Below are 18575 nucleotides of genomic sequence, written 5' to 3'. Positions count from 1 at the left end.
ATGGCCATGCCGCTTCGTCAGTCCATCAAGGTTGCGACGTATCTCTTCGAACAGAAGCTCCGCAAGCGTGAGAAGTTCCCGCTGATCGTCGAGCTGGAGCCGTTGTTCGCCTGCAACCTCGCCTGCGAGGGATGCGGCAAGATCCAGCATCCGGCCGGTGTCCTGAAGCAGCGCATGCCGGTCGCCCAGGCGGTGGGCGCGGTGCTCGAATCAGGGGCCCCCATGGTGTCCATCGCCGGTGGCGAGCCGCTGATGCATCCGCAGATCGACGAGATCGTGCGCCAGCTCGTCGCCCGGAAGAAGTACGTCTTCCTCTGCACCAACGCGATGCTGATGCGGAAGAAGCTCGACAAGTTCACCCCGTCCCCGTACTTCGCCTTCGCCGTGCACATCGACGGACTGCGCGAGCGGCACGACGAGTCGGTCGCCAAGGAAGGCGTCTTCGACGAGGCCGTCGCCGCGATGAAGGAAGCGAAGCGCCGCGGCTTCCGCGTCACCACCAACTCCACCTTCTTCAACACCGACACCCCGCAGACCGTCATCGAGGTCCTCAACTACCTCAACGACGACCTGCACGTCGACGAGATGATGATCTCGCCCGCCTACGCCTACGAGAAGGCTCCCGACCAGGAGCACTTCCTCGGCGTGGAGCAGACCCGCGAGCTCTTCAAGAAGGCCTTCGCGGGCGGGAACCGGGCCCGCTGGCGGCTCAACCACTCGCCGCTCTTCCTGGACTTCCTGGAGGGCAAGGCGGACTTCCCGTGCACCGCCTGGGCGATCCCCAACTACTCCCTCTTCGGCTGGCAGCGCCCCTGCTACCTGATGAGCGACGGCTACGTACCGACGTACCGTCAGCTCATCGAGGAGACCGACTGGGAGAAGTACGGCCGGGGCAAGGACCCGCGTTGCGCCAACTGCATGGCGCACTGCGGCTACGAACCCACGGCGGTGCTCGCCACGATGGGATCCCTCAAGGAGTCCCTGCGCGCGGCACGGGAGAGCGTGGGCGGCAACCGGTGACGGACGGCGGGCCGGGCGGCTTCGACCTCGGACGGCTCCTCGCCGAGCGCGGCGCCGAGCGGTACGAGCTCCATGCGCGCCACCTGAACCACCAGCTGCCGCGCATGCTGCACACCATCGGCTTCGACAAGGTCTACGAGCGGGCCGAGGGCGCGTACTTCTGGGACTCGGACGGCAACGACTACCTCGACATGCTGGCCGGGTTCGGCGTCATGGGGCTCGGCCGGCACCATCCGGTCGTCGCCAAGGCCCTGCACGACGTGCTCGACGCCCAGCTCGCCGACCTCACCCGCTTCGACTGCCAGCCGCTGCCCGGACTGCTCGCCGAGAAGCTGCTGACCCACAGCCCTCACCTGGACCGCGTCTTCTTCGGGAACAGCGGCACGGAGGCGGTCGAGACGGCGCTCAAGTTCGCCCGGTACGCCACCGGGAAGCCCCGGGTCCTCTACTGCGACCACGCCTTCCACGGGCTCACCACGGGATCCCTCTCGGTCAACGGGGAGAGCGGCTTCCGCGACGGCTTCGCCCCGCTGCTCCCCGACACGGCCGTCCCGCTCGGCGACCTCGACGCGCTCCGCCGTGAGCTGGAGCGGGGCGACGTCGCGGCCCTGGTCGTCGAGCCGATCCAGGGCAAGGGCGTGCACGCCGCGCCGCCCGGCTATCTGCGCGAGGCCCAGGAGCTGCTGCACCGGCACCGGGCGCTCCTGATCGCCGACGAGGTCCAGACGGGCCTCGGCCGTACCGGCGACTTCTACGCCTACCAGCACGAGGAGGGGGTGGAGCCCGACCTCGTGTGCGTGGCCAAGGCCCTCTCCGGCGGCTATGTGCCCGTCGGCGCGACCCTCGGCAAGGACTGGATCTTCCGCAAGGTCTACTCCTCCATGGACCGGGTCCTCGTCCACTCCGCGAGCTTCGGCTCCAACGCGCAGGCGATGGCGGCCGGGCTCGCCGTCCTGGCGGTGATGGAGGACGAGGAGACCGTGGCCAACGCCCGGCGCACCGGGGACCTGCTGCGCGCGCGGCTGGCCGCCCTGGTGGACCGCTACGAGCTGCTGCACGAGGTGCGCGGCCGGGGGCTGATGATCGGCATCGAGTTCGGCCGGCCGTCCTCGTGGAAGCTCCGGAGCCGCTGGACCATGCTCCAGGCGGCCCGGAAGGGCCTCTTCGCGCAGATGGTCGTGGTCCCGCTGCTCCAGAAGCACCGGATCCTCACCCAGGTCTCCGGCGACCACCTGGAAGTGATCAAACTGATCCCGCCACTGGTCATCGGGGACGCGGAGGTGGACCGCTTCGTGGCGGCGTTCACCGCCGTCATGGACGAGGCGCACAGCGGCGGCGGCCTGATGTGGGACTTCGGCCGGACACTGGTGAAGCAGGCCGTGGCCAACCGCTGAGCTGTTTGCCTCTCAGGCAAGAAAATTGCCCCAGAGGAAAGATCCTGGCCCAATAGAGGCATGAAACCTCCGGACGAAGGGGCGCCGGACGAGCTCCCCGGCGTCGCCCCCCGCCTGCGCGACCTGCGCCGTGCCCGTGGTCTCACCCTGGAGACCGCGGCCCGGCGGGCCGGGCTCTCGCCGGCCCATCTCTCCCGGCTGGAGACCGGCCGCAGACAGCCCTCGCTGCCCATGCTGCTCGGGCTCGCCCGCATCTACGGTACGACGGTCTCCGAGCTCCTCGGTGAGCAGCCGCCCGAACGGGACGCGGTCATCCGCGGCGGCGGCTTCGAGGGGGCGGAGGCCGACGGCTGGATGTACCGGCAGGCGGGCGGCTCCGGCCGTGCGATGCAGGCGCTGCGGGTGCGCGTCCCGTACGGGGCCCAGGGCGACCTGGTCCGGGTGCACCCCGGCGAGGAGTGGCTGTACGTCCTGGAGGGCCGGCTGCGGGTCGGGCTCGGCGACACGGTCCACGACCTCGAACCCGGCGACAGCGCCCACTTCGACTCGCTCACCCCGCACCGGATCGCCGCCGTCGACCGCTCCGGCGCGGAGCTGCTCTTCGTCCATTCCCTCCTGCAGAGCCCGGCCGCCGAGATCTGCCTCGGCAGTGGGCCGCACCCGCGCTGACCGGCCGTCCCCGCCGGCCCCACCCCTTCACTCCACCGGCCACCAGGCCGACCGAGAGGACCGTCATGTCCGATTCCGAACACTACGACCCGCTGGGCCCCGGCCGCCGCGCGGACGAGGACCCGCAGGAGAAGCGGATGCCGCGCGGAGTCATCATCCGGCTCTTCGCCTATCTGGTGGCGGGCCACATCATCGCGGCCTTCCTCTACCTGCTCTTCGCGGTGGCCGGGAGCAAGTGACCGGCCGCCCCGGGGCGAGCGGCCGCCCCAGGGGTCAGCCCTCGTCGAGCAGCCGCTCGCGCAGCCGCTCCCGGGTCTCCGGGGAGATCCCCAGCCCCTCGGCCAGATAGCGGTCCGTCGATCCCCAGTTCTCCTCGATGGCGGCGAAGGCCGCTGCGAGATAGGCGGGCCGCGCCCCGAACAGCGGGTCCAGCAGCTCCGCCACCTCGGGCGACATACCGGTCCCGGACGGGTCCGAGCGCTTCACCTTGTACCGGCGGTGGGGGTCGTTGGACTTGAGGTAGTCCTCCTCGATCGCCTCCGGAACGACCCCGACGGCGAGCAGGGCGACCGCGATCGAGAGGCCGGCCCGGTCCTTGCCCGCCGCGCAGTGCATCAGTGCCGGGACGCTGTCCTCGGCCAGGGCGTGCAGGACCCGGCTGTGCTCGGCGGTGCGGTCCTCGATCGTCGCGCGGTACATCCGGACCATGCGGTCGACCCCCTTGCCTCCCGCCAGGACCGAACGCAGCTGCTCGATGTTCCCGCTGCCCACCAGGCGCCAGAACTCCGCGCCGTCCGCCGGGTCGGAGAGCGGAATGCTGACATTGCGGACACCGGCCAGCTCGATGTCGTAGCCGTCGAGCTGATGGTCGGCGGAGTGGCGGAAGTCGAAGACGGTGTGGAGCCCCAGCCCGCCGAGGAAGGCCGCGTCCTCGGCGGTGGCGTGCGCCAGATGGCCACTGCGGTAGAGCCGGCCGAAGGCGGTCCGCCGCCCGTCCGCGGTGGGGAGTCCGCCCACGTCGCGGAAGTTGCGGACTCCGGTCAGCACGATCTCGTTCGGCGGGACCTGCGGCACCTGCTGCGTCACGGGGGCTCCTGGGATCTCGGGCGTCGGCGCGGCTCTCCGGCGAGGGCGCTCCCGTGACGATACGACATCGATTCGACAGAAAATCATCACGGCTGCCTCCTGGTGCCGGGCGCCGGGCGGGCCGGGGTGACCCGGCGTCAGGAGACCCGCGAGCGACATGTCCGTATTGGAGCATTTCGCATAACGTGCCCCGTTAGTGGGGGAGATGGGATTCCAGGGGTGAGCGGGATCATATCCGTGACGGTCCGTGGTGAGAGGGCGAGGGGGTATTCCCGTTACTCGCACGGAAAGGCAAGATCCGTAATCCACGGAGTGTGACCGGAAATCCGGGGCGTCATCGAATCGATGATTCCACCGGGCAACCGATGGCTTGTTCCGCCCGTCCTGACCGGTTTACGGTCACCGTCAATCCGGACGGACCGCCTAATCCTGCCGCCGCCCGGAATTCGCACCCACCCACTCACGTGTGGCAGGAGCGGGGGAACCAGGTAAGCCGCCGGTCCGGAGAGATCCGGGCCGGCTCGGGGTGAAGTCGCGGCAACGCGACCGGGCATCTCCAGCCCGAACCCGACAGCTCACCTCGCAGGCGCCGGAGAGGAACTTCCCCATGCCCGCACAGGGTAAGCACCGCCGTCCGAAGTCCGGCCCGATCTCCCGCGGCGTCCTCGCCGCAGGGACCGGCGGCGCCGCACTCGCCCTCCCGCTCATCGGCGCCACCGTGGCGAACGCCGCGGACCAGGCCGTGCCGGCCGCCAAGCCGGCCGCCGCCTCGGTCGCCGCCGCGCACACCGCTCCCGCCGCCGCTCCTGTCACGTCGAAGGCCCCGAAGACGTACACCGTGGTCACCGGCGACTACCTGTCGAAGATCGCCGCCGAGCACCAGCTCAAGGGCGGCTGGGAGAAGCTCTACCAGGACAACCGCTCCGCGGTCGGCGACAACCCCAGCCTGATCCACCCGGGCCTGAAGCTGACCCTCGGCGCCAAGGGCTCCGCCCCGGCCGAGAAGTCCGCGGCCCCCGAGGCCGCCCCGAAGAAGGCCGCCCCGAAGAAGGCCGCGCCGAAGAAGGCGGCACCGGCCCCGAAGGCCGCGCCGGAGGAGGCCCCGAAGGGCGACACCATCTCCGCCGACGACTCCGAGGGCTCCGGCGCCTCCGCGCAGAGCGGCTCCTCCGAGGCCACCGGTTCCGGCTGGTCCGCCCCGCTGGCCAGTGCCAACGTCACCACCCCGTACCGCGCTTCCGGCTCCAGCTGGTCCAGCGGCTACCACACCGGCGCGGACTTCCGGGCCGCCTCCGGCACCCCCGTCCTCGCCATCGGCTCGGGCACCGTCGTCTCGGCCGGCTGGAGCGGCTCGTACGGCAACGAGGTCGTCATCAAGCACGAGGACGGCATGTACTCCCAGTACGCCCACCAGACCTCGCTGAACGTCTCGGTCGGCCAGACCGTCACCGGCGGCCAGCAGATCGGCCTCTCCGGCTCCACCGGCAACTCGACCGGCCCGCACCTGCACTTCGAGGTCCGCACGGGCCCGAGCTACGGTTCGGACGTCGACCCGATCGCCTACCTGCGTCAGCACGGCGTCTCGGTCTGACCGAGCGGCGGGAGAAAAGTCCGAGGGGTGGTGCGCGGCGGCGCACCGCCCCTCGCTTTATTCCGGGTTTACCGAAAACTGACCGGGTGGTCTATCTCACCCTCCGTCAACCCCGTATTACGGTCGCGTAGGTCACATCGGGCAATGCAGGATACGTCCTTGTGGCAGACGATTCGAGAAACAACCAGCAGCACACCATCGGGTCGTACGCGGCGATCGGCGACAGTTTCACCGAGGGCGTCGGAGACCCCGGTCCCGACGGGACCTTCGTCGGATGGGCGGACCGCTTCGCGGTGCTCCTCGCCGACCGGCTCCCGGCCCCCGACCCGGCCGGCCCCGCGGGCGCTCCGTACGAAGACTCCCCGCACGGGGACTTCCGCTACGCCAATCTCGCCGTACGAGGACGTCTCCTCGACCAGATCGTCGAGGAGCAGGTCCCGCGCGCCAAGGAGCTGGCCCCCGATCTGGTCAGCTTCTGCGCCGGCGGCAACGACATCATCCGGCCGGGCACCGACCCCGATGATCTCGCCGAGCGCTTCGAGCGCGCCGTCGCCGATCTGAGCAACGCCGTCGGCACGGTCATGGTCACCACCGGCTTCGACACCCGGGGTGTCCCGGTGCTGCGCCACATGCGCGGCAAGATCGCCACGTACAACGTCCATCTGCGGGCCATCGCCGACCGCTACCGGTGTCCGGTGCTGGACCTGTGGTCCCTGCGCTCGGTCCAGGACCGCCGCGCGTGGGACGCCGACCGGCTGCACCTGTCGCCCGAGGGCCACACCCGTGTCGCGCTCCGCGCCGCCCAGGTCCTCGGCCACGAGGTGCCCGCCGACCCCGACCAGCCCTGGCCGCCGCAGGCCCAGCGCAGCCCCTTCGACGAGCGGCGCGACAACCTCCAGTGGGCCCGCGAGTACCTGGTGCCCTGGATCGGCCGACGGCTGCGCGGCGAGTCCTCCGGCGACCACGTCGAGGCCAAACGCCCCGACCTGCTGCCGCTGTAGCGGGCCCCTCAGGGCTCCAGCAAGGGGAGCGCACGCCGGGACGGGTTCGGCACGACGAGCCTGTCCGGCGGCGTCCCCGTGCCGTATCCGGCCGGTATCCGCTCCAGGACACCGCCGGCGAACACGTCGTACAGCGGCAGCGACTCCAGATGCACATAGCCGATGTGGCAGTCGCACACGGCGAGCGGACACGCCCGTGGGCCGAGGGCCCGGCGGTAACTGCCGTCGTAGAGGTTGCCCAGCTCCGCCTCGACGAAGTGGCAGCGCCGGACCGTGCCGTCCCCGTCCACCGAGATGACCGACTCGCCCGTGCGGCAGGGCAGACCCGCCGAGCGGTGCGGATCGCGGCTGTAGGGGAAGAGCGGATCCAGCTCCGTCCAGCGCGCCGCCTCCGCGTCGGTGTACGTGTGGCCCTCGGCCGCGTTCACCCAGAGATAGACCGTGTCCGGCAGCTCCGCCCGCAGTCGCCGCGCTTCGCCGAGGTGCTCGTCGAGCCCCACCACCCCCACGCTGTAGCGGATACCCTGCGCCGACAGATCCCGGCATTTCCCCAGAAACCGGTCGTACGGGGTCTGCCCCGGGTGGTACGTGCACCAGAGCGCGATCCGCTCCGCGTCGGCGTCCGCCGCCCAGTCCGTGCGGCCGCTCAGGTTCGTCTGGATCGCGACCCGGGCGATGTGCGGCAGCCGCGACAGCTCGGTCAGCGCCCGCCGGTACCACGAGCGCACCAGCCCCTCGCCCCACGGCGTGAACAGCACCGACAGCCGGTCGCCCGTCTGCTCTGCCGCCCAGCCGGTGAACCGCTCCAGCGCCTCCCGGTCCGCCGTGAGCTGCGCACGGCTGTCCCGCCGCTTGGCGAACGGACAGTAGGGACAGTCGTAGTCGCAGGAGGCGAGCGGCCCCCGGTAGAGAATCGTCAGGTCCACGGCCCGGTCACTTCCGCTCGTACGCGGCCATCGCCGCCCGCACCCCGGGGGAGAACAGCGCGGGACCCAGCGCGTCGGAGTGGGCGAGGCCCGACGGCGACAGCCTGAGCAGACCGTCCGGCGCCGACGTGTCGAGCCAGCCCCGGGCCGCGAACCCCGCCAGCTCGGCCGGGAAGTCCGCGCCCGGATCCGTGCCGAACCGGGCCCGGTACTCCGCCACCGGCAGCCCCGCCGCCTGGAGCAGCGACTGCAGCAGGTGCCGCCGACGCGCCTCGTCCGCGTCGACGTACCGGCCGACCTCGGCCCGGGAGAAGTCCTCGGTGGCGGTGAAGTCGTCGATGATCGACCGGATCTCCCGCATCTCCACCGCGTAGTCGAAGGAGTAGTGGAGGGCGGACGTGTACGAACGGGCACCACAGCCCAGACCGATCATGCCGTCGGTCTGGCAGGCGTGGTCCGACGGGCCCTCCTGCTCGCGCGGGGCGTCGGAGCGCCGGAACATCCGCATCGACACCTGCTCGTAGCCGCGCGCCAGCAGATGCTCCCGCCCCACCGCGTACAGCCGCAGCCGCTGCTCGTCCCAGGCCGTCTGCTCCCGGGCCTCCGCCTCCGGGCCGGCCACCACCGGGCCGAGGCGGTGCAGGCCGGTGAGCGGGCGCACGTACAGCGGATAGAGATACAGCTCCTCGGGCCGCCAGGCCAGCGCCGCGTCCAGCGAGGTGAGCCAGCTGCGCTCGGTCTGCCCGTCGATGCCGTAGATCAGGTCGATGTTCAGCACCGGGATCCGGGCGTCGCGGATCCGGCCGAGCGCCGCTTCCACATCGGCCCGGCGCTGCGGACGGACGGCGGCCCGTGCCTCCTCGTCCACGAAGCTCTGCACGCCGATGCTGATCCTCGTCGTGCCCCGGTCGGCCAGCACCGCCAGCCGGTCCGCCGTCGCCGTGGACGGCGAGGTCTCCACGGACAGCGGGACCGCGCTCAGGTCGGCCCCCATCCGCTTCTCGGCCAGGTCGCAGAGCCGCTCCAGCTCAGCCGCGGTCAGAAACGTCGGAGTGCCGCCACCGAAAGCCGCCGCGGCGAACCGCACCGGCTCGTCGTCCCCCAGCGCCTCCCGCACCGCCAGAGCCTGCCGGTCGAGCGCGTCCAGATAGCGCGTCGTCAGTCCCTCGGGCGCGCCGATCCTGGTGAACAGATTGCAGAACCCGCAGCGGACCTCGCAGAACGGCAGGTGGAGGTAGAGGGAGAGCGCGTCCTTCGGCTCCGCCGCCCAGAGCGACCGCAGGGCCGGGCGGTCGGCCAGCGGACGGTAGGCCGTCTTGTGCGGATAGGCGTAGACGTAGCTCTCGTACGGCCTCACGGCGGCCGGCGCGGGAGTACCGGTGGTGATCGTCATCGGGTGGCCTCCGGCTCCTGCGTCGCGGGCGGTTCGAGGAAGAAGTGCGCGTACGGGACGGTCCAGACGGCCGGGTGGCCGAGCCGATGGCCGGTGTAGCCGTCGTCGCCGTAGGCGGTGCCGTGGTCGGAGCAGACGATGGCGAAACACCGGCGGCGGCTGCTCGCGGCGGCGAAGAGCCGGCCGATGTGCCGGTCCACGTACTCCAGGGCCGCCGCGTGCGTGGCCCGGGAGTCGCCCGCCTCGCGGGTCGCGCCGGGCAGATGGAACCAGTTCGGCTGGTGCAGGGCGGACACGTTGACGAAGAGGAACAGCCGCTGCTCCCGGGGCAGCGCCGCGACGACCTGCTCCGCCCTCGCCACCTGCTCCTCGAACGAGGTGGGTGAGGCGACGCCGAATCCGGGCTCCCAGTGGCTCTCCTGGAACATCCCGGGCAGCACCGATCCGAGCGGCCCCTGATGGTTGAAGAAGCCGACCCCGCCGATACACACCGTGCGATATCCCTCGGCGGCCAGCCCCGAGACCAGATCCGGCGTGTCGAACACGAACGTGCCGTCCGCCGTCGTCTCGCTGCCCGCGAACCGTGCGGCGAACAGCCGCGGATGCGGCCCGGGGGAGGCGGGCGTCGGCAGGAACCCGGCGAACATCGCCTGGTGCGAGGCGTAGGTGAAGCTCCCCGGGGCGTGCCGCTCCTCCCAGCCGCCGCCGGGCAGTCGCCGGGCCAGGTTCGGGATGCGCCCGGCGGCCGCCAGCTCGACGGCGACGTCGTGGCGCAGGGTGTCCAGAGTGACCAGCAGCAGGTCGTGGCTGCCCACGACCTCGCCCATGTCGGGCCGCCGGTCGGGCGCAGGGGGTGTGGCGGGGTCAGGAAGCGGTGACGGCACGGTGGTTCCTCGCTCGGTCCAGTACGGCGGCGACCTGCGCCGCATAGGTGTCCAGGCCCTCGGCGCCGCTGCCCGGCAGACCGGTCAGTCCGGGCAGCAGATCACCGAAGGCGTTGACCTCGCCGACGGCGAAGCGCCGCCAGCCGGCCGTGGGCAGAAGGTCGACGCCGACGCAGGGCGTCCCGGGGAAGCAGGCCGCCGCCCGCTCGCACATCGCCAGCGCCTCACGCCAGCAGCCGCCCGCCGCCGCCACGGCGGCCCGGACCTCGTCGAGGTCACCGCGCGCGCCGCCCAGATGCAGGTTGGTCATGGGGCTCGTGCTCGTCCGCACCACGGCGTGCGTCGCCCGGCCGCCGACCACCACGATCCGCAGGTCCGCGGCCCGCCCCCGCTGGGACGCCTTGGGAAGCCAGCGCTCGATGTGCAGCCCGTCCGGGGCCAGCGTGTCCACGACGGCGCCGACCTCCCGTTCCGAGGTGTAGCGCCGCACCCGCAGCGAGTTGAACAGCCGCCCCGACGCGTCCCGTTCCACCGACGTGCTCGCCCGGACCCGGCCGGGACCGGCCGTTTCCACCGCCAGCACGCCGGAGGCGGAGGAACCGTGCGCGAGCTTCACGAACGCGCGGGGCATCCGGTGCTCACGCAGCAGCTCCCGTACGTCGGACCAGCCGCGCACCGGGGCGCCGGCCGGTCCGGAAGTGGGCGAGGCGGGCACGGGGACTCCCGCCCGGTCGAGCAGCCCGTGGCACAGCCGCTTGTCGAAGAGCACGGCGATGTCGGCGGGCGAACCCAGCACCTGGGCACCGGCTGCGGACGCCGCACCGGACAGCGCCTGCGCCGCCGCGGTGAAGCGGGCGTACCACCGGGCCGAACCCTCCACCCGGGTCGGGTCGTCGACCCCGCGGAGCAGCCGGTCCACCTCGGCGTCCTCACCGGGCGAATCGATCCGCACGCTCTCCCCGGGAGCGAACGCCGCATCCCCGCTCAGTACCTGGAGCCACGGCACGACCCTGGCCGACGGCAGACCGGCGGACCGCACAGCCTGCTGGAAGAAGGCGACCCGCCGGTTGTCCGGGTTGCCCACGACCGCGAAGCGCGGCTTTGGACCGCCCCCGCCGCTACTCGCCGACCGCGACATAGCGTTCCGGCTCGTCGTCCTCGTCGTCCGGGTCGGCGTAGTCCTCCTCGGCCTCGCCGCCCTCGACCACGGCCGGGGCGCACGAGGTCCTGATGCGCTCCAGCACCGGCCCGGTGAGGTAGTGGTGGCGCAGGTCGAGCAGGGACAGGTGGTTCAGGGGCTGACCGTTGAGCAGCGCCTCACCGCCCGTGTCGCTCAACGTGCCCATGGACAGGGCCAGGGACTCCAGCTGGGCGACGACCGGGGCCGAAGCCACGGCGCCGGCTATCTCGTCCTGGAACTCGCTGTTCTGCAGACCCAGGTGGCGCAACCGCGGGAACGACCCGCCCGACAGGACCGGGCGGACGTCCTCGATCGTCGCGTCGCCGCCGTACCACGTGCTGCCGAACCACAGCTCCAGCCTTTCCAGCGCGGGCAGTTCGCTCCCGGCGACGGCGCGCACCAGCGTGCCGGGCAGCCCGCCGGACTCGAAGCGCAGCGCCTCGTGGCGCAGCGGCCGCAGGGCGAGTCCCTCCTGGCCGCAGCCGCGCACGCCGAACTCCTCCAGGGACGGCAGCGCTTCGAGCACCGGGGTGATGTCGCACATACGCAGCCAGGACACCTCGCACTCCTCGCTCACCACATCGGCGAGAAAGAGCCCGCGCAGCGCCGGGAAGAGCGGAGCGCTCTCCACGAGCAGTTCCATCACCGGGTCGAACGGCGTGTAGTCGTCGTTCCACCAGGGGCCGATGACGAGCGCCCGGACCCGCGTCGTGTCCACCGTGTCGACGAACCGGCCCCACAGGGTGGTGAAGTCGCTGTCCTCGTCGTACGCGCACTCCAGCCGCCAGGCCACGGTCTGCGGGCCGGGCAGGGACGCGGCCGGGAACGCCGGGGTGTGGACCGGCAGCCCGTGGAAGCGGTCGACGTGCCGAATGCCGATGTACGTCATGAGTGCCGCTACTCCGACACCGCGGTGTAGCGGCCCTCGGCGCCCCGGTCGCCCCACGGCTCGCACTTCTCCGAGAGGTCGACCCGCACCCCGTGCGGCTCCAGGGCGGAGCGCACCCGGTCCGCCATGGCCTCGCCGAGGAAGTGGTGGTGGAGGTCGAGGACTTCCAGGTGGGTCAGCGGCTGCCCTTCGAGAAGAGCGGCAGCCCCCTCGTCGCCCAGCGTCCCGTTGGACAGGTCGAGCACCCGCAGCCGGGCGACGACCGGAGCCGAGGCGATGGCGGCGGCGATCTCGTTCTGGATCTCGCTGTTGCGCACGCCCAGGTGGCTCAGCCGGGGGAATCGGGTGCCGGAGAGCAGCGGAGCCAGGTCGGCCACATCGGTGTCGCCCTCGTAGGCGGACACCCCGAGCCAGAGGTCCAGCCGCTCCAGCGCGGGCAGTTCGCTGTCCAGCACTCCGCGCACCACCTCGACCGGCAGCCCGCCCGCCTGGATCGTCAGCGCCCGCAGCCGTTCGTGCTTCGTCGGCGGGAACAGCAGCTCCGAGCCGCCGCGCACCCCGAGCTCCGTCAGCGCCGGGAAGGCGGCCAGCAGCGCCGTGACATCCGACTGCTGGATCCAGGTGATCTCGGCCTCCTCCGCCTCCAGATCACCGATGAACACCGCCTCCAGCGACGTGAGCCGGCCGGCGGCGGCGATCACCAGGTCGATCGGCACGGAGGAGTCCTCCTCGTACGCCTCGCCCCACTGACCGATGATCAGGGCCCGGACCCCGGCCGGATCGACGGTGTCCAGGAAGTCGGCGAACTCCTCCGCCCAGGGCCGGTCCCGGTCTTCGTCGCCGCCGTACGGATCGACGAAGACGCGCCACGCCGCGGCATCCGCGGCGGGCCGGGAGTCCCCGTCGGCCGAGTGCTGGAAGTCGACGGCCGGAAGGCCGCCGAACTCGTGCAGACGCTGCGCACCGTACATGGCCCTGAGCTCCTGATCCTGGGGACGGCTGTTGTCCGCAAGGTTTATCAAGCCGCACTGACAACGCCGCGGCCGGGACCCGTCCACGGCTGTCGCCGGGGGCGTTGTCAGACCCTGCCCGTAGCGTTTTGCGCAGGGTCGGCACAGCGGGTGCCGCGACGAGGGGAGACGTCTGTGTACCGGCAGGGAGATGTCCTGATCATGGAGCTGGACGAGTCGGCGGTGCCCGCCCCCTTCCTGGAGGCCCCGGGCGAACTGCGCGACGGGCGGGGACGACTGGTGCTCGCACTGGGGGAGGTCACCGGACACGCGCACGCCGTGCAGGGCCCCGGCCGGCTGATCCGGGAAGCGGGCCCGTTCGGCCCGATGCTGCTCCATCTCCCGGAGGGCGGCCGGGTCGTGCACGAGGAGCACGCGGTGATCCCCCTGCCCAAGGGCTGGTTCCGCGTCGTGCGCCAGCGGGAGTACGCACCGGGCGCGGTCCGCATCGTGGCGGACTGAAGGATCCGCGTGCCGGAGCCCGCACGCACATCCGGCGCCGGCACAGCCTTCCAGCACAGCCACAACAGATCGAGCACGCAGGGGACGGGGACAACCGATGCAGAACGTGAATGCCTGGCGCGGCGTGGCCGCGGCGACCGGCGGGGCGGACCGGGCGGCGGCCGAGGCCGGGGTGCGCCGCGCCTACCGCACCGCCGGACTGGCCGAGCCGGACCGGATCATCTGGACCGCATCGCCCCGGGCCGCCGTCGAGACGGTGGAGAAGCTGACCGACGCCGGCCGGTCGGTGCGCGAGGAGGTCCGCACCCGGCCCTGGGCGGACGAGCGCCGCCGGATGTACGACGAGCTGGGCCCGGCGGGCTGGTCGGCGCTCTGGTCCGCCACCGGGGCCCAACTGTGGGAGACGACGGCCGCGCTCGCCGAGCGGATACGGACCGGCGTCGTCGCCGACCTCGCGCCCCGGCCCCAGGACGAGGGCGCCGTCCGGCTGTTGCTCCTGGACGCGGTGCTCGGCCAGCACGATGCCGCCTGGCTCGCGGCCTTCGACGGGCACGGCGAGCGACTCGCCGGCCTCGCGGAGGTGGCCCGCAACGCCGGCTGGTGGTGGCCCTACGAGCACGCCGTGGTCATCACCGAGCGGCCCGACGTCCTCCACCGCGACGAGGCGGGCCGGCTCGACCACGGGGAGGGGCCGGCACTCGCGTACGGGGACGGCTTCGCCCTGCACGCCTGGCGCGGCATGCCCGTTCCCGCCGCGTTCCTGGACGAGCTTCCCTCCCTCGCCCCCGAGCGGATCCGCGCCGAGGAGAACGCGGAGCTGCGCCGGGTGATGCTGGAGTACTACGGCTACGACCGGTATCTCACCGAGTCGGGCGCCCAGCCCGTCCACCGCGACGAGACCGGCATCCTCTGGCGCATCGCCCTCGACGGCGACGAGGACGTGGTGATGGTCGAGGTGGTCAACTCCACCCCCGAGCCCGACGGCACGTACCGCACCTACTGGCTGCGCGTGCCGCCCGCCACCCGGACGGCGAAGGACGGGGTGGCCTGGACCTTCGGTCTGGAGGGGGCGGCCTACGCGCCGGTACGTCAGACCTGACGCGGAGGCCGGCCGTCCGTCGGCCGGGGGACGGGGACCGAAGCGGGGGCGACCGGCCCGCGCCGTCGCCAGGGAGCGAGGAGGGGGTGGCGAGTCCGTCGTCGCCCGGGAGTCAGGGGCCGAGGAGCGGTTGGCGAGTCCGCCGTCGCCCGGTGATCGAGGGCGAGGATGGGGGCGGCGACCAGGCCCCGGCCACGGACCAGGGGCTGTGACGGGGAGGACGGTCAGCTGTCGGCCGGGGAGACCACGGCCGGCCCGCCGGTCAGGCAGAGGAGGTCGATCCCCAGCTCGCGGGCGAGCGCCTCGTCGGTCCATCGCAGCATCGTGGTCCGCGAGAGCGGCCCCGCGTACGAGGTGGTCTGCACCGCCATCCCGTCCAGGAGGGCGGTCAGCCGCCAGGCCGCCGACCGGGGGTCCTCGCACCGGAACTCTCCGGCGGCGGCGCCCTCCTCGATGACCTGGGCCAGCGCCGACTTCCACCGCTGGTCGAGGTCGCCCGCGACCTCACGGAGGGCGGGGTCGCGCAGCGAGGCGGCCCAGCCCTCGATCCACAGCCGCCAGCCCTTGGCCGTTCCCGTCGGCGCGTACCACCGCACCGCCGCCCGCAGCCGGCGCACGGCCGTGGTGCGGCGGGCCAGCAGCTTGCGGAGGTGGGCCAGATCGGCCTCGGCGGCATACGCGAAGGCGGCCGAGACCAGCTTCTCCTTGGTCGAGAAGTGGTAGAGGACGAGGGCGTTGCTCACGCCCAGCACGGAGGCCACATCGGCGATCCGCACGGACGACACCCCGCGGACCTCGATCTGCTCGACCGCGGCGCGCAGCAGCTCCTCACGGCGCTCCGCCACGTTCAACCGGACTCTTGCCACCGAGACACCCTAACGAATCGGCCAGGTCAGCGGCGGCACGGACGATGGCCGGTGACCGGCGGCGACCCGGGAAACGGACGTTCACCGGAAGGACGTAACGGGGGCCGACGGATGTGACATCACCACGTGAGGGAATCCGTACCGGAATCCTCCGGCCGGCCCGGACGTTGCCTGTGGCATGACGCGAATCGAACCGGACCGGGAAGCACTGCTCCGTCTCCTCGGCGAGCAGGACGGCGGGGTGCTGGTCACCCTGAAGCAGGACGGACGCCCGCAGCTCTCCAACGTCAACCACGCCTTCTCCCCCGAGGAGCAGGTGGTCCGCGTCTCGGTCACCGAGGGCCGGGCGAAGACCCGCAACCTGCGGCGCGACCCCCGGGCGAGCTACCACGTGACCAGCGACGACCGTTGGGCATGGACCGTCGCCGAGGGAACCGCCGAGCTGACCCCGCCCGCCGAGGCCCCCGACGACGCCACCGTGGAGGCCCTGGTCACGCTCTACCGGGACGTCAAGGGTGAGCATCCCGACTGGGAGGAGTACCGACGGGCCATGGTCGAGGACCGCAGGGTCCTGCTCACTCTGCGCATCGATCACGTCTACGGGCAGCCGCGTGGCTGACACCCCCGGTGGCCGGGCCGGCTGCCCCGTTCAGCATCTTCTGGTCGCCCTGTCGCACAGGCCGACCATAATGAAACGACACCGACTCCCTCAGGAGATGTTGTGACCGGCGCTGACTATCTGCTTCCGCTCCGCACGAAACTGCGCTCCCTGCGCACCGAGTCCTTCGGGGCCGATCCCGCCGGATCGCGGATGGAGCGCATTCGCCGCTCGCCCCATTTCGTCGACGGTGCGTTCCAGAACCCGGTGGGGGCCCGGATCAGGCCCTCCGGGTCCACCGTCGAGTTCGCCAAGACCTATTTCCAGAAGGAGCAGCGGGCCCTGAGGACGCCGAACGGCGCCGTGCCCGTCCACCCCACCACGCTCGCCGATCTGGCCGCTCCGCCCGTCAGCGGGCTCCGGCTGACCTGGATGGGTCATTCGAGCGTGCTGGCGGAGATCGACGGCCGACGGATCCTGTTCGATCCGGTCTGGGGCGAGCGCTGTTCCCCGTTCCCGTTCGCCGGGCCCAAGCGGCTGCACCCCACTCCGCTGTCGCTGGCCGCGCTCGGGCCCGTCGATGCCGTCGTGATCTCCCACGACCACTACGACCACCTCGACCTGCCGACGATCCGCGCTCTGGCCGGCACCGACACGGTCTTCGCCGTGCCGCTCGGTGTCGGAGCCCATCTGGAGCGCTGGGGTGTCCCCGCCGCCCGGATGCACGAGCTCGACTGGAACGAGACCGCGACGGTCGGCGGGATCAGCCTCACCGCCACCCCCGCACGCCACTTCTGCGGTCGCGGGCTGCGCAACGGGCAGCACACCCTCTGGGCGTCCTGGGTCGTCGCGGGCCCGGAACACCGGATCTACCACAGCGGGGACACCGGCTACTTCCCCGGCTTCCGGGACATCGGCGCCGAGCACGGCCCCTTCGACGCCACCATGATCCAGATCGGCGCGTACTCGGAGTACTGGCCGGACATCCACATGACCCCCGCCGAAGGCATGCGCGCCCACCTGGACCTCCAGGGCGACCGCCCGCACGGAGTGCTGCTCCCCATCCACTGGGGCACGTTCAACCTGGCCCCGCACGCCTGGGCGGAGCCGGGCGAGTGGACGAAGGACGCCGGTGACGAGGCGGACCAGCCGGTGGCGTTCCCCCGGCCGGGCGAACCGTTCGAGCCCGCCGGGATCCTCCCCGTGGAGCCCTGGTGGCGGGCCCTGTCCCCCGCGCTCGCCCACCCCTGGCGCCGCTCCGGGGAGCAGGCCGCTTCCGGACACGGCCCCGCCCCGGCAGCGCGGGGCGACCTCGACCTCGCGGGGGAGCGCTGACCGCGCGCAGGACGTACGGCTGGGGGCCGCCGCCGGGATCGCCCGACGGCGGCCCCCAGCGGCGGCGGACTCTCGAAGACCCGGCCGAGCCGGTACAGACCGGGCTCAGCACTCGCTCTCCGCTACGGCGATGGAGAGGCTGACCTCGACACTCGTCATGTCCGGCTCCGGGTCCGGCGGCGACACGCTCAGGCAGAACGCGGCATCGACGTCCTCCGCCGTGACCTCGAACAGGTCGACAGCGGGATCCGCGTCCTTGTCGTAGGGGTCGTCCGCGTTCTCGACGTGCAGACCGCCGGTCGAGGGACCCTTGCCGCTCTTCTCCAGGGCGTCGCGGATCATGCCGTCGTCATCGCCGGTCCACGGGTCAGCGTTTGCGGCGTTGCCTCCAGGTCTCGGACGGCCACGTGCACGGCGTCGCGCAATTCGTCCTCGCATCCAGGAACCGCGTGCGCGCAGCGAGCAGAGGAATACGCCGGCGAACAGCAGGGACCCGATGATGAGGCCCGCTCCGACCGGATGTCTCGGGTTGTAGACATAGCGGCTTGTTCCCCAGTTCGAGCGGACCAGTATCGGCTCGTCGTCATGGCCCCGGCTCATGCCCGGGAGCCCAGTCGTCGGCTGACCAGGCAACGTGCGTCGCCTCTTGCGCGTCTCATCGAGCATGAATGATCATCCTGAGAGCCCTGCCCATGAGCTGGTCGAGGGCCCCGGCGACTCCGAGGACGCAGAGGTGCGGCCCGGCCCCCTGTGGCGCCATGCGCTGTGGGTCGTGGCCGTCACCGCCGCCGGAGTGGCGCTGGGATGGGTGGGCGCGCTCTTCCGTATCGGGCCCGAGGAGTTCGGCCTGCCGCCCGCCGCTCCGGGAGCGCTCTGGCCCTATCTGCTCGCCTGGACCGCGATCGGCCTGGCGCTGGCCGCCTTCCTGCGTTTCGTCGCCGCCAAGGTGCCCGTCCACGAACCGGAGACGGCCGCCATCGGCGTCGTCATGATCGGTACGCGGCTGTCCCTCGGCTGGCGGCCCGAGCCGCTCGAAGTCGCCGGTCTCGCGGCCCTCGGACTGCTGCTCGTGGCGGTCTGGTGCGCCGTCGCCCTGCGAGGGGCGGCCGTCGTACGGCGGACCGAGGAGGCATCCCGGGCCCGGCGAGCCGCGTAGGACACGCCGACGGCAA

General features: G+C 72.1%; 20 protein-coding genes and 1 riboswitch. Of the genes, 11 read left to right on the top strand and 9 right to left on the bottom strand.

Translation table 11 applies throughout. The annotated features are described in order from the left end of the window. The 4 genes from hpnH to KME66_RS02960 all read left to right on the top strand — a co-directional run bounded on the left by hpnH (position 1) and on the right by KME66_RS02960 (position 3322). Entirely contained in the window at positions 1 to 1020 is a 1020-nt protein-coding gene (hpnH, locus tag KME66_RS02975; protein ID WP_073223844.1) for an adenosyl-hopene transferase HpnH, read from the top strand. Continuing rightward, positions 1017 to 2414, top strand: coding sequence for an aspartate aminotransferase family protein (locus tag KME66_RS02970; protein WP_216318592.1), 1398 nt, complete (start codon positions 1017 to 1019; stop codon positions 2412 to 2414). The genes hpnH and KME66_RS02970 overlap by 4 nt, the downstream gene beginning before the upstream one ends. Positions 2415 to 2474: 60 nt before the next feature. Further along, positions 2475 to 3083: a helix-turn-helix domain-containing protein gene (locus KME66_RS02965; RefSeq protein WP_216318589.1), complete on the top strand. Its 609-nt coding sequence runs from the start codon at positions 2475 to 2477 to the stop codon at positions 3081 to 3083. 65 nt (positions 3084 to 3148) lie between these two features. Next, positions 3149 to 3322: a DUF6126 family protein gene (locus tag KME66_RS02960; RefSeq protein ID WP_216318586.1), complete on the top strand. Its 174-nt coding sequence runs from the start codon at positions 3149 to 3151 to the stop codon at positions 3320 to 3322. A 34-nt stretch (positions 3323 to 3356) separates the two neighbouring features. Here KME66_RS02960 and KME66_RS02955 read toward each other — a convergent pair whose 3' ends face one another. Further along, positions 3357 to 4169 carry a tyrosine-protein phosphatase gene (locus KME66_RS02955; protein ID WP_073223841.1) on the bottom strand — a complete coding sequence of 271 codons (813 nt, stop codon included), beginning with the start codon at positions 4167 to 4169 and terminating at the stop codon, positions 3357 to 3359. A gap of 443 nt (positions 4170 to 4612) precedes the next feature. Continuing rightward, a riboswitch (cyclic di-AMP (ydaO/yuaA leader) is annotated at positions 4613 to 4773 on the top strand. A 3-nt stretch (positions 4774 to 4776) separates the two neighbouring features. On the opposite strand from KME66_RS02955, the gene KME66_RS02950 reads away from it, so the two are divergent. Both KME66_RS02950 and KME66_RS02945 read left to right on the top strand, forming a co-directional pair. After that, the gene (locus KME66_RS02950) at positions 4777 to 5760 is read left to right on the top strand and encodes a LysM peptidoglycan-binding domain-containing M23 family metallopeptidase (RefSeq protein ID WP_216318583.1); all 984 of its coding nucleotides are present in this window, start codon (positions 4777 to 4779) and stop codon (positions 5758 to 5760) included. Between the two features lie 161 nt (positions 5761 to 5921). Then, entirely contained in the window at positions 5922 to 6761 is an 840-nt protein-coding gene (locus KME66_RS02945) for an SGNH/GDSL hydrolase family protein (RefSeq protein ID WP_073223839.1), read from the top strand. 8 nt (positions 6762 to 6769) lie between these two features. On the opposite strand, the gene KME66_RS02940 is transcribed toward KME66_RS02945, so the two are convergent. The 6 genes from KME66_RS02940 to KME66_RS02915 are packed head-to-tail and all read right to left on the bottom strand — an operon-like array spanning position 6770 to position 13004. After that, on the bottom strand, positions 6770 to 7687 hold the full coding sequence (locus tag KME66_RS02940; RefSeq protein WP_216318580.1) for an STM4011 family radical SAM protein: 918 nt from the start codon (positions 7685 to 7687) through the stop codon (positions 6770 to 6772). Between the two features lie 7 nt (positions 7688 to 7694). Continuing rightward, on the bottom strand, positions 7695 to 9080 hold the full coding sequence (locus tag KME66_RS02935) for an STM4012 family radical SAM protein (protein WP_216318577.1): 1386 nt from the start codon (positions 9078 to 9080) through the stop codon (positions 7695 to 7697). After that, positions 9077 to 9907 carry an STM4013/SEN3800 family hydrolase gene (locus KME66_RS02930; protein ID WP_216329048.1) on the bottom strand — a complete coding sequence of 277 codons (831 nt, stop codon included), beginning with the start codon at positions 9905 to 9907 and terminating at the stop codon, positions 9077 to 9079. The genes KME66_RS02935 and KME66_RS02930 overlap by 4 nt, the downstream gene beginning before the upstream one ends. Before the next feature lie 37 nt (positions 9908 to 9944). Next, positions 9945 to 11102: an STM4014 family protein gene (locus KME66_RS02925; protein ID WP_216318574.1), complete on the bottom strand. Its 1158-nt coding sequence runs from the start codon at positions 11100 to 11102 to the stop codon at positions 9945 to 9947. Next, positions 11083 to 12033 (bottom strand): STM4015 family protein, encoded by a 951-nt coding sequence (locus KME66_RS02920; protein WP_216318573.1) that lies wholly within the window; start codon positions 12031 to 12033, stop codon positions 11083 to 11085. Before KME66_RS02920 ends, KME66_RS02925 begins: the two co-directional genes overlap by 20 nt. An 8-nt stretch (positions 12034 to 12041) precedes the next feature. After that, entirely contained in the window at positions 12042 to 13004 is a 963-nt protein-coding gene (locus KME66_RS02915) for an STM4015 family protein (RefSeq protein ID WP_216318571.1), read from the bottom strand. A gap of 174 nt (positions 13005 to 13178) precedes the next feature. Between KME66_RS02915 and KME66_RS02910 the strand changes: the two genes are divergently transcribed. Next, positions 13179 to 13505, top strand: a complete 327-nt coding sequence (locus tag KME66_RS02910; protein ID WP_073223832.1) for a hypothetical protein — start codon at positions 13179 to 13181, stop codon at positions 13503 to 13505. A gap of 97 nt (positions 13506 to 13602) precedes the next feature. After that, positions 13603 to 14604 carry a DUF6745 domain-containing protein gene (locus tag KME66_RS02905; RefSeq protein WP_216318569.1) on the top strand — a complete coding sequence of 334 codons (1002 nt, stop codon included), beginning with the start codon at positions 13603 to 13605 and terminating at the stop codon, positions 14602 to 14604. A gap of 224 nt (positions 14605 to 14828) precedes the next feature. Here the strand turns inward: KME66_RS02905 and KME66_RS02900 are convergent, their stop codons facing one another. Then, the gene (locus tag KME66_RS02900; RefSeq protein WP_216318567.1) at positions 14829 to 15470 is read right to left on the bottom strand and encodes a TetR/AcrR family transcriptional regulator; all 642 of its coding nucleotides are present in this window, start codon (positions 15468 to 15470) and stop codon (positions 14829 to 14831) included. A gap of 178 nt (positions 15471 to 15648) precedes the next feature. On the opposite strand from KME66_RS02900, the gene KME66_RS02895 reads away from it, so the two are divergent. Continuing rightward, positions 15649 to 16089 carry a PPOX class F420-dependent oxidoreductase gene (locus KME66_RS02895; protein ID WP_216318565.1) on the top strand — a complete coding sequence of 147 codons (441 nt, stop codon included), beginning with the start codon at positions 15649 to 15651 and terminating at the stop codon, positions 16087 to 16089. A gap of 102 nt (positions 16090 to 16191) precedes the next feature. Next, positions 16192 to 17403: an MBL fold metallo-hydrolase gene (locus KME66_RS02890; RefSeq protein ID WP_216318563.1), complete on the top strand. Its 1212-nt coding sequence runs from the start codon at positions 16192 to 16194 to the stop codon at positions 17401 to 17403. A 105-nt stretch (positions 17404 to 17508) separates the two neighbouring features. On the opposite strand, the gene KME66_RS33790 is transcribed toward KME66_RS02890, so the two are convergent. Beyond that, the gene (locus KME66_RS33790) at positions 17509 to 17745 is read right to left on the bottom strand and encodes a hypothetical protein (protein ID WP_253208219.1); all 237 of its coding nucleotides are present in this window, start codon (positions 17743 to 17745) and stop codon (positions 17509 to 17511) included. Between the two features lie 322 nt (positions 17746 to 18067). Here KME66_RS33790 and KME66_RS02880 point away from each other — a divergent pair, with 322 nt between their 5' ends. Next, positions 18068 to 18559 carry a hypothetical protein gene (locus tag KME66_RS02880; protein WP_216318561.1) on the top strand — a complete coding sequence of 164 codons (492 nt, stop codon included), beginning with the start codon at positions 18068 to 18070 and terminating at the stop codon, positions 18557 to 18559. Positions 18560 to 18575 lie beyond the last annotated feature (16 nt).

The sequence above is a fragment of the Streptomyces sp. YPW6 genome (genome assembly GCF_018866325.1).
GTDB lineage: Bacteria > Actinomycetota > Actinomycetes > Streptomycetales > Streptomycetaceae > Streptomyces.
Note: the sequence above shows the minus strand (reverse complement) of the source record. Positions and strands in the feature narration are given on the sequence as shown.

What these genes read in the sequence shown, in the direction of transcription:
- KME66_RS02925 (WP_216318574.1), bottom strand. Translation starts at nt 11,102, where the DNA reads ATGTCGCGGTCGGCGAGTAGCGGCGGGGGCGGTCCAAAGCCGCGCTTC.
- KME66_RS02915 (WP_216318571.1), bottom strand. Translation starts at nt 13,004, where the DNA reads ATGTACGGTGCGCAGCGTCTGCACGAGTTCGGCGGCCTTCCGGCCGTC.
- hpnH (WP_073223844.1), top strand. Translation starts at nt 1, where the DNA reads ATGGCCATGCCGCTTCGTCAGTCCATCAAGGTTGCGACGTATCTCTTC.
- KME66_RS02920 (WP_216318573.1), bottom strand. Translation starts at nt 12,033, where the DNA reads ATGACGTACATCGGCATTCGGCACGTCGACCGCTTCCACGGGCTGCCG.
- KME66_RS02965 (WP_216318589.1), top strand. Translation starts at nt 2,475, where the DNA reads ATGAAACCTCCGGACGAAGGGGCGCCGGACGAGCTCCCCGGCGTCGCC.
- KME66_RS33790 (WP_253208219.1), bottom strand. Translation starts at nt 17,745, where the DNA reads ATGATCCGCGACGCCCTGGAGAAGAGCGGCAAGGGTCCCTCGACCGGC.
- KME66_RS02935 (WP_216318577.1), bottom strand. Translation starts at nt 9,080, where the DNA reads ATGACGATCACCACCGGTACTCCCGCGCCGGCCGCCGTGAGGCCGTAC.
- KME66_RS02880 (WP_216318561.1), top strand. Translation starts at nt 18,068, where the DNA reads ATGAATGATCATCCTGAGAGCCCTGCCCATGAGCTGGTCGAGGGCCCC.
- KME66_RS02905 (WP_216318569.1), top strand. Translation starts at nt 13,603, where the DNA reads ATGCAGAACGTGAATGCCTGGCGCGGCGTGGCCGCGGCGACCGGCGGG.
- KME66_RS02895 (WP_216318565.1), top strand. Translation starts at nt 15,649, where the DNA reads ATGACGCGAATCGAACCGGACCGGGAAGCACTGCTCCGTCTCCTCGGC.
- KME66_RS02960 (WP_216318586.1), top strand. Translation starts at nt 3,149, where the DNA reads ATGTCCGATTCCGAACACTACGACCCGCTGGGCCCCGGCCGCCGCGCG.
- KME66_RS02930 (WP_216329048.1), bottom strand. Translation starts at nt 9,907, where the DNA reads ATGGGCGAGGTCGTGGGCAGCCACGACCTGCTGCTGGTCACTCTGGAC.
- KME66_RS02950 (WP_216318583.1), top strand. Translation starts at nt 4,777, where the DNA reads ATGCCCGCACAGGGTAAGCACCGCCGTCCGAAGTCCGGCCCGATCTCC.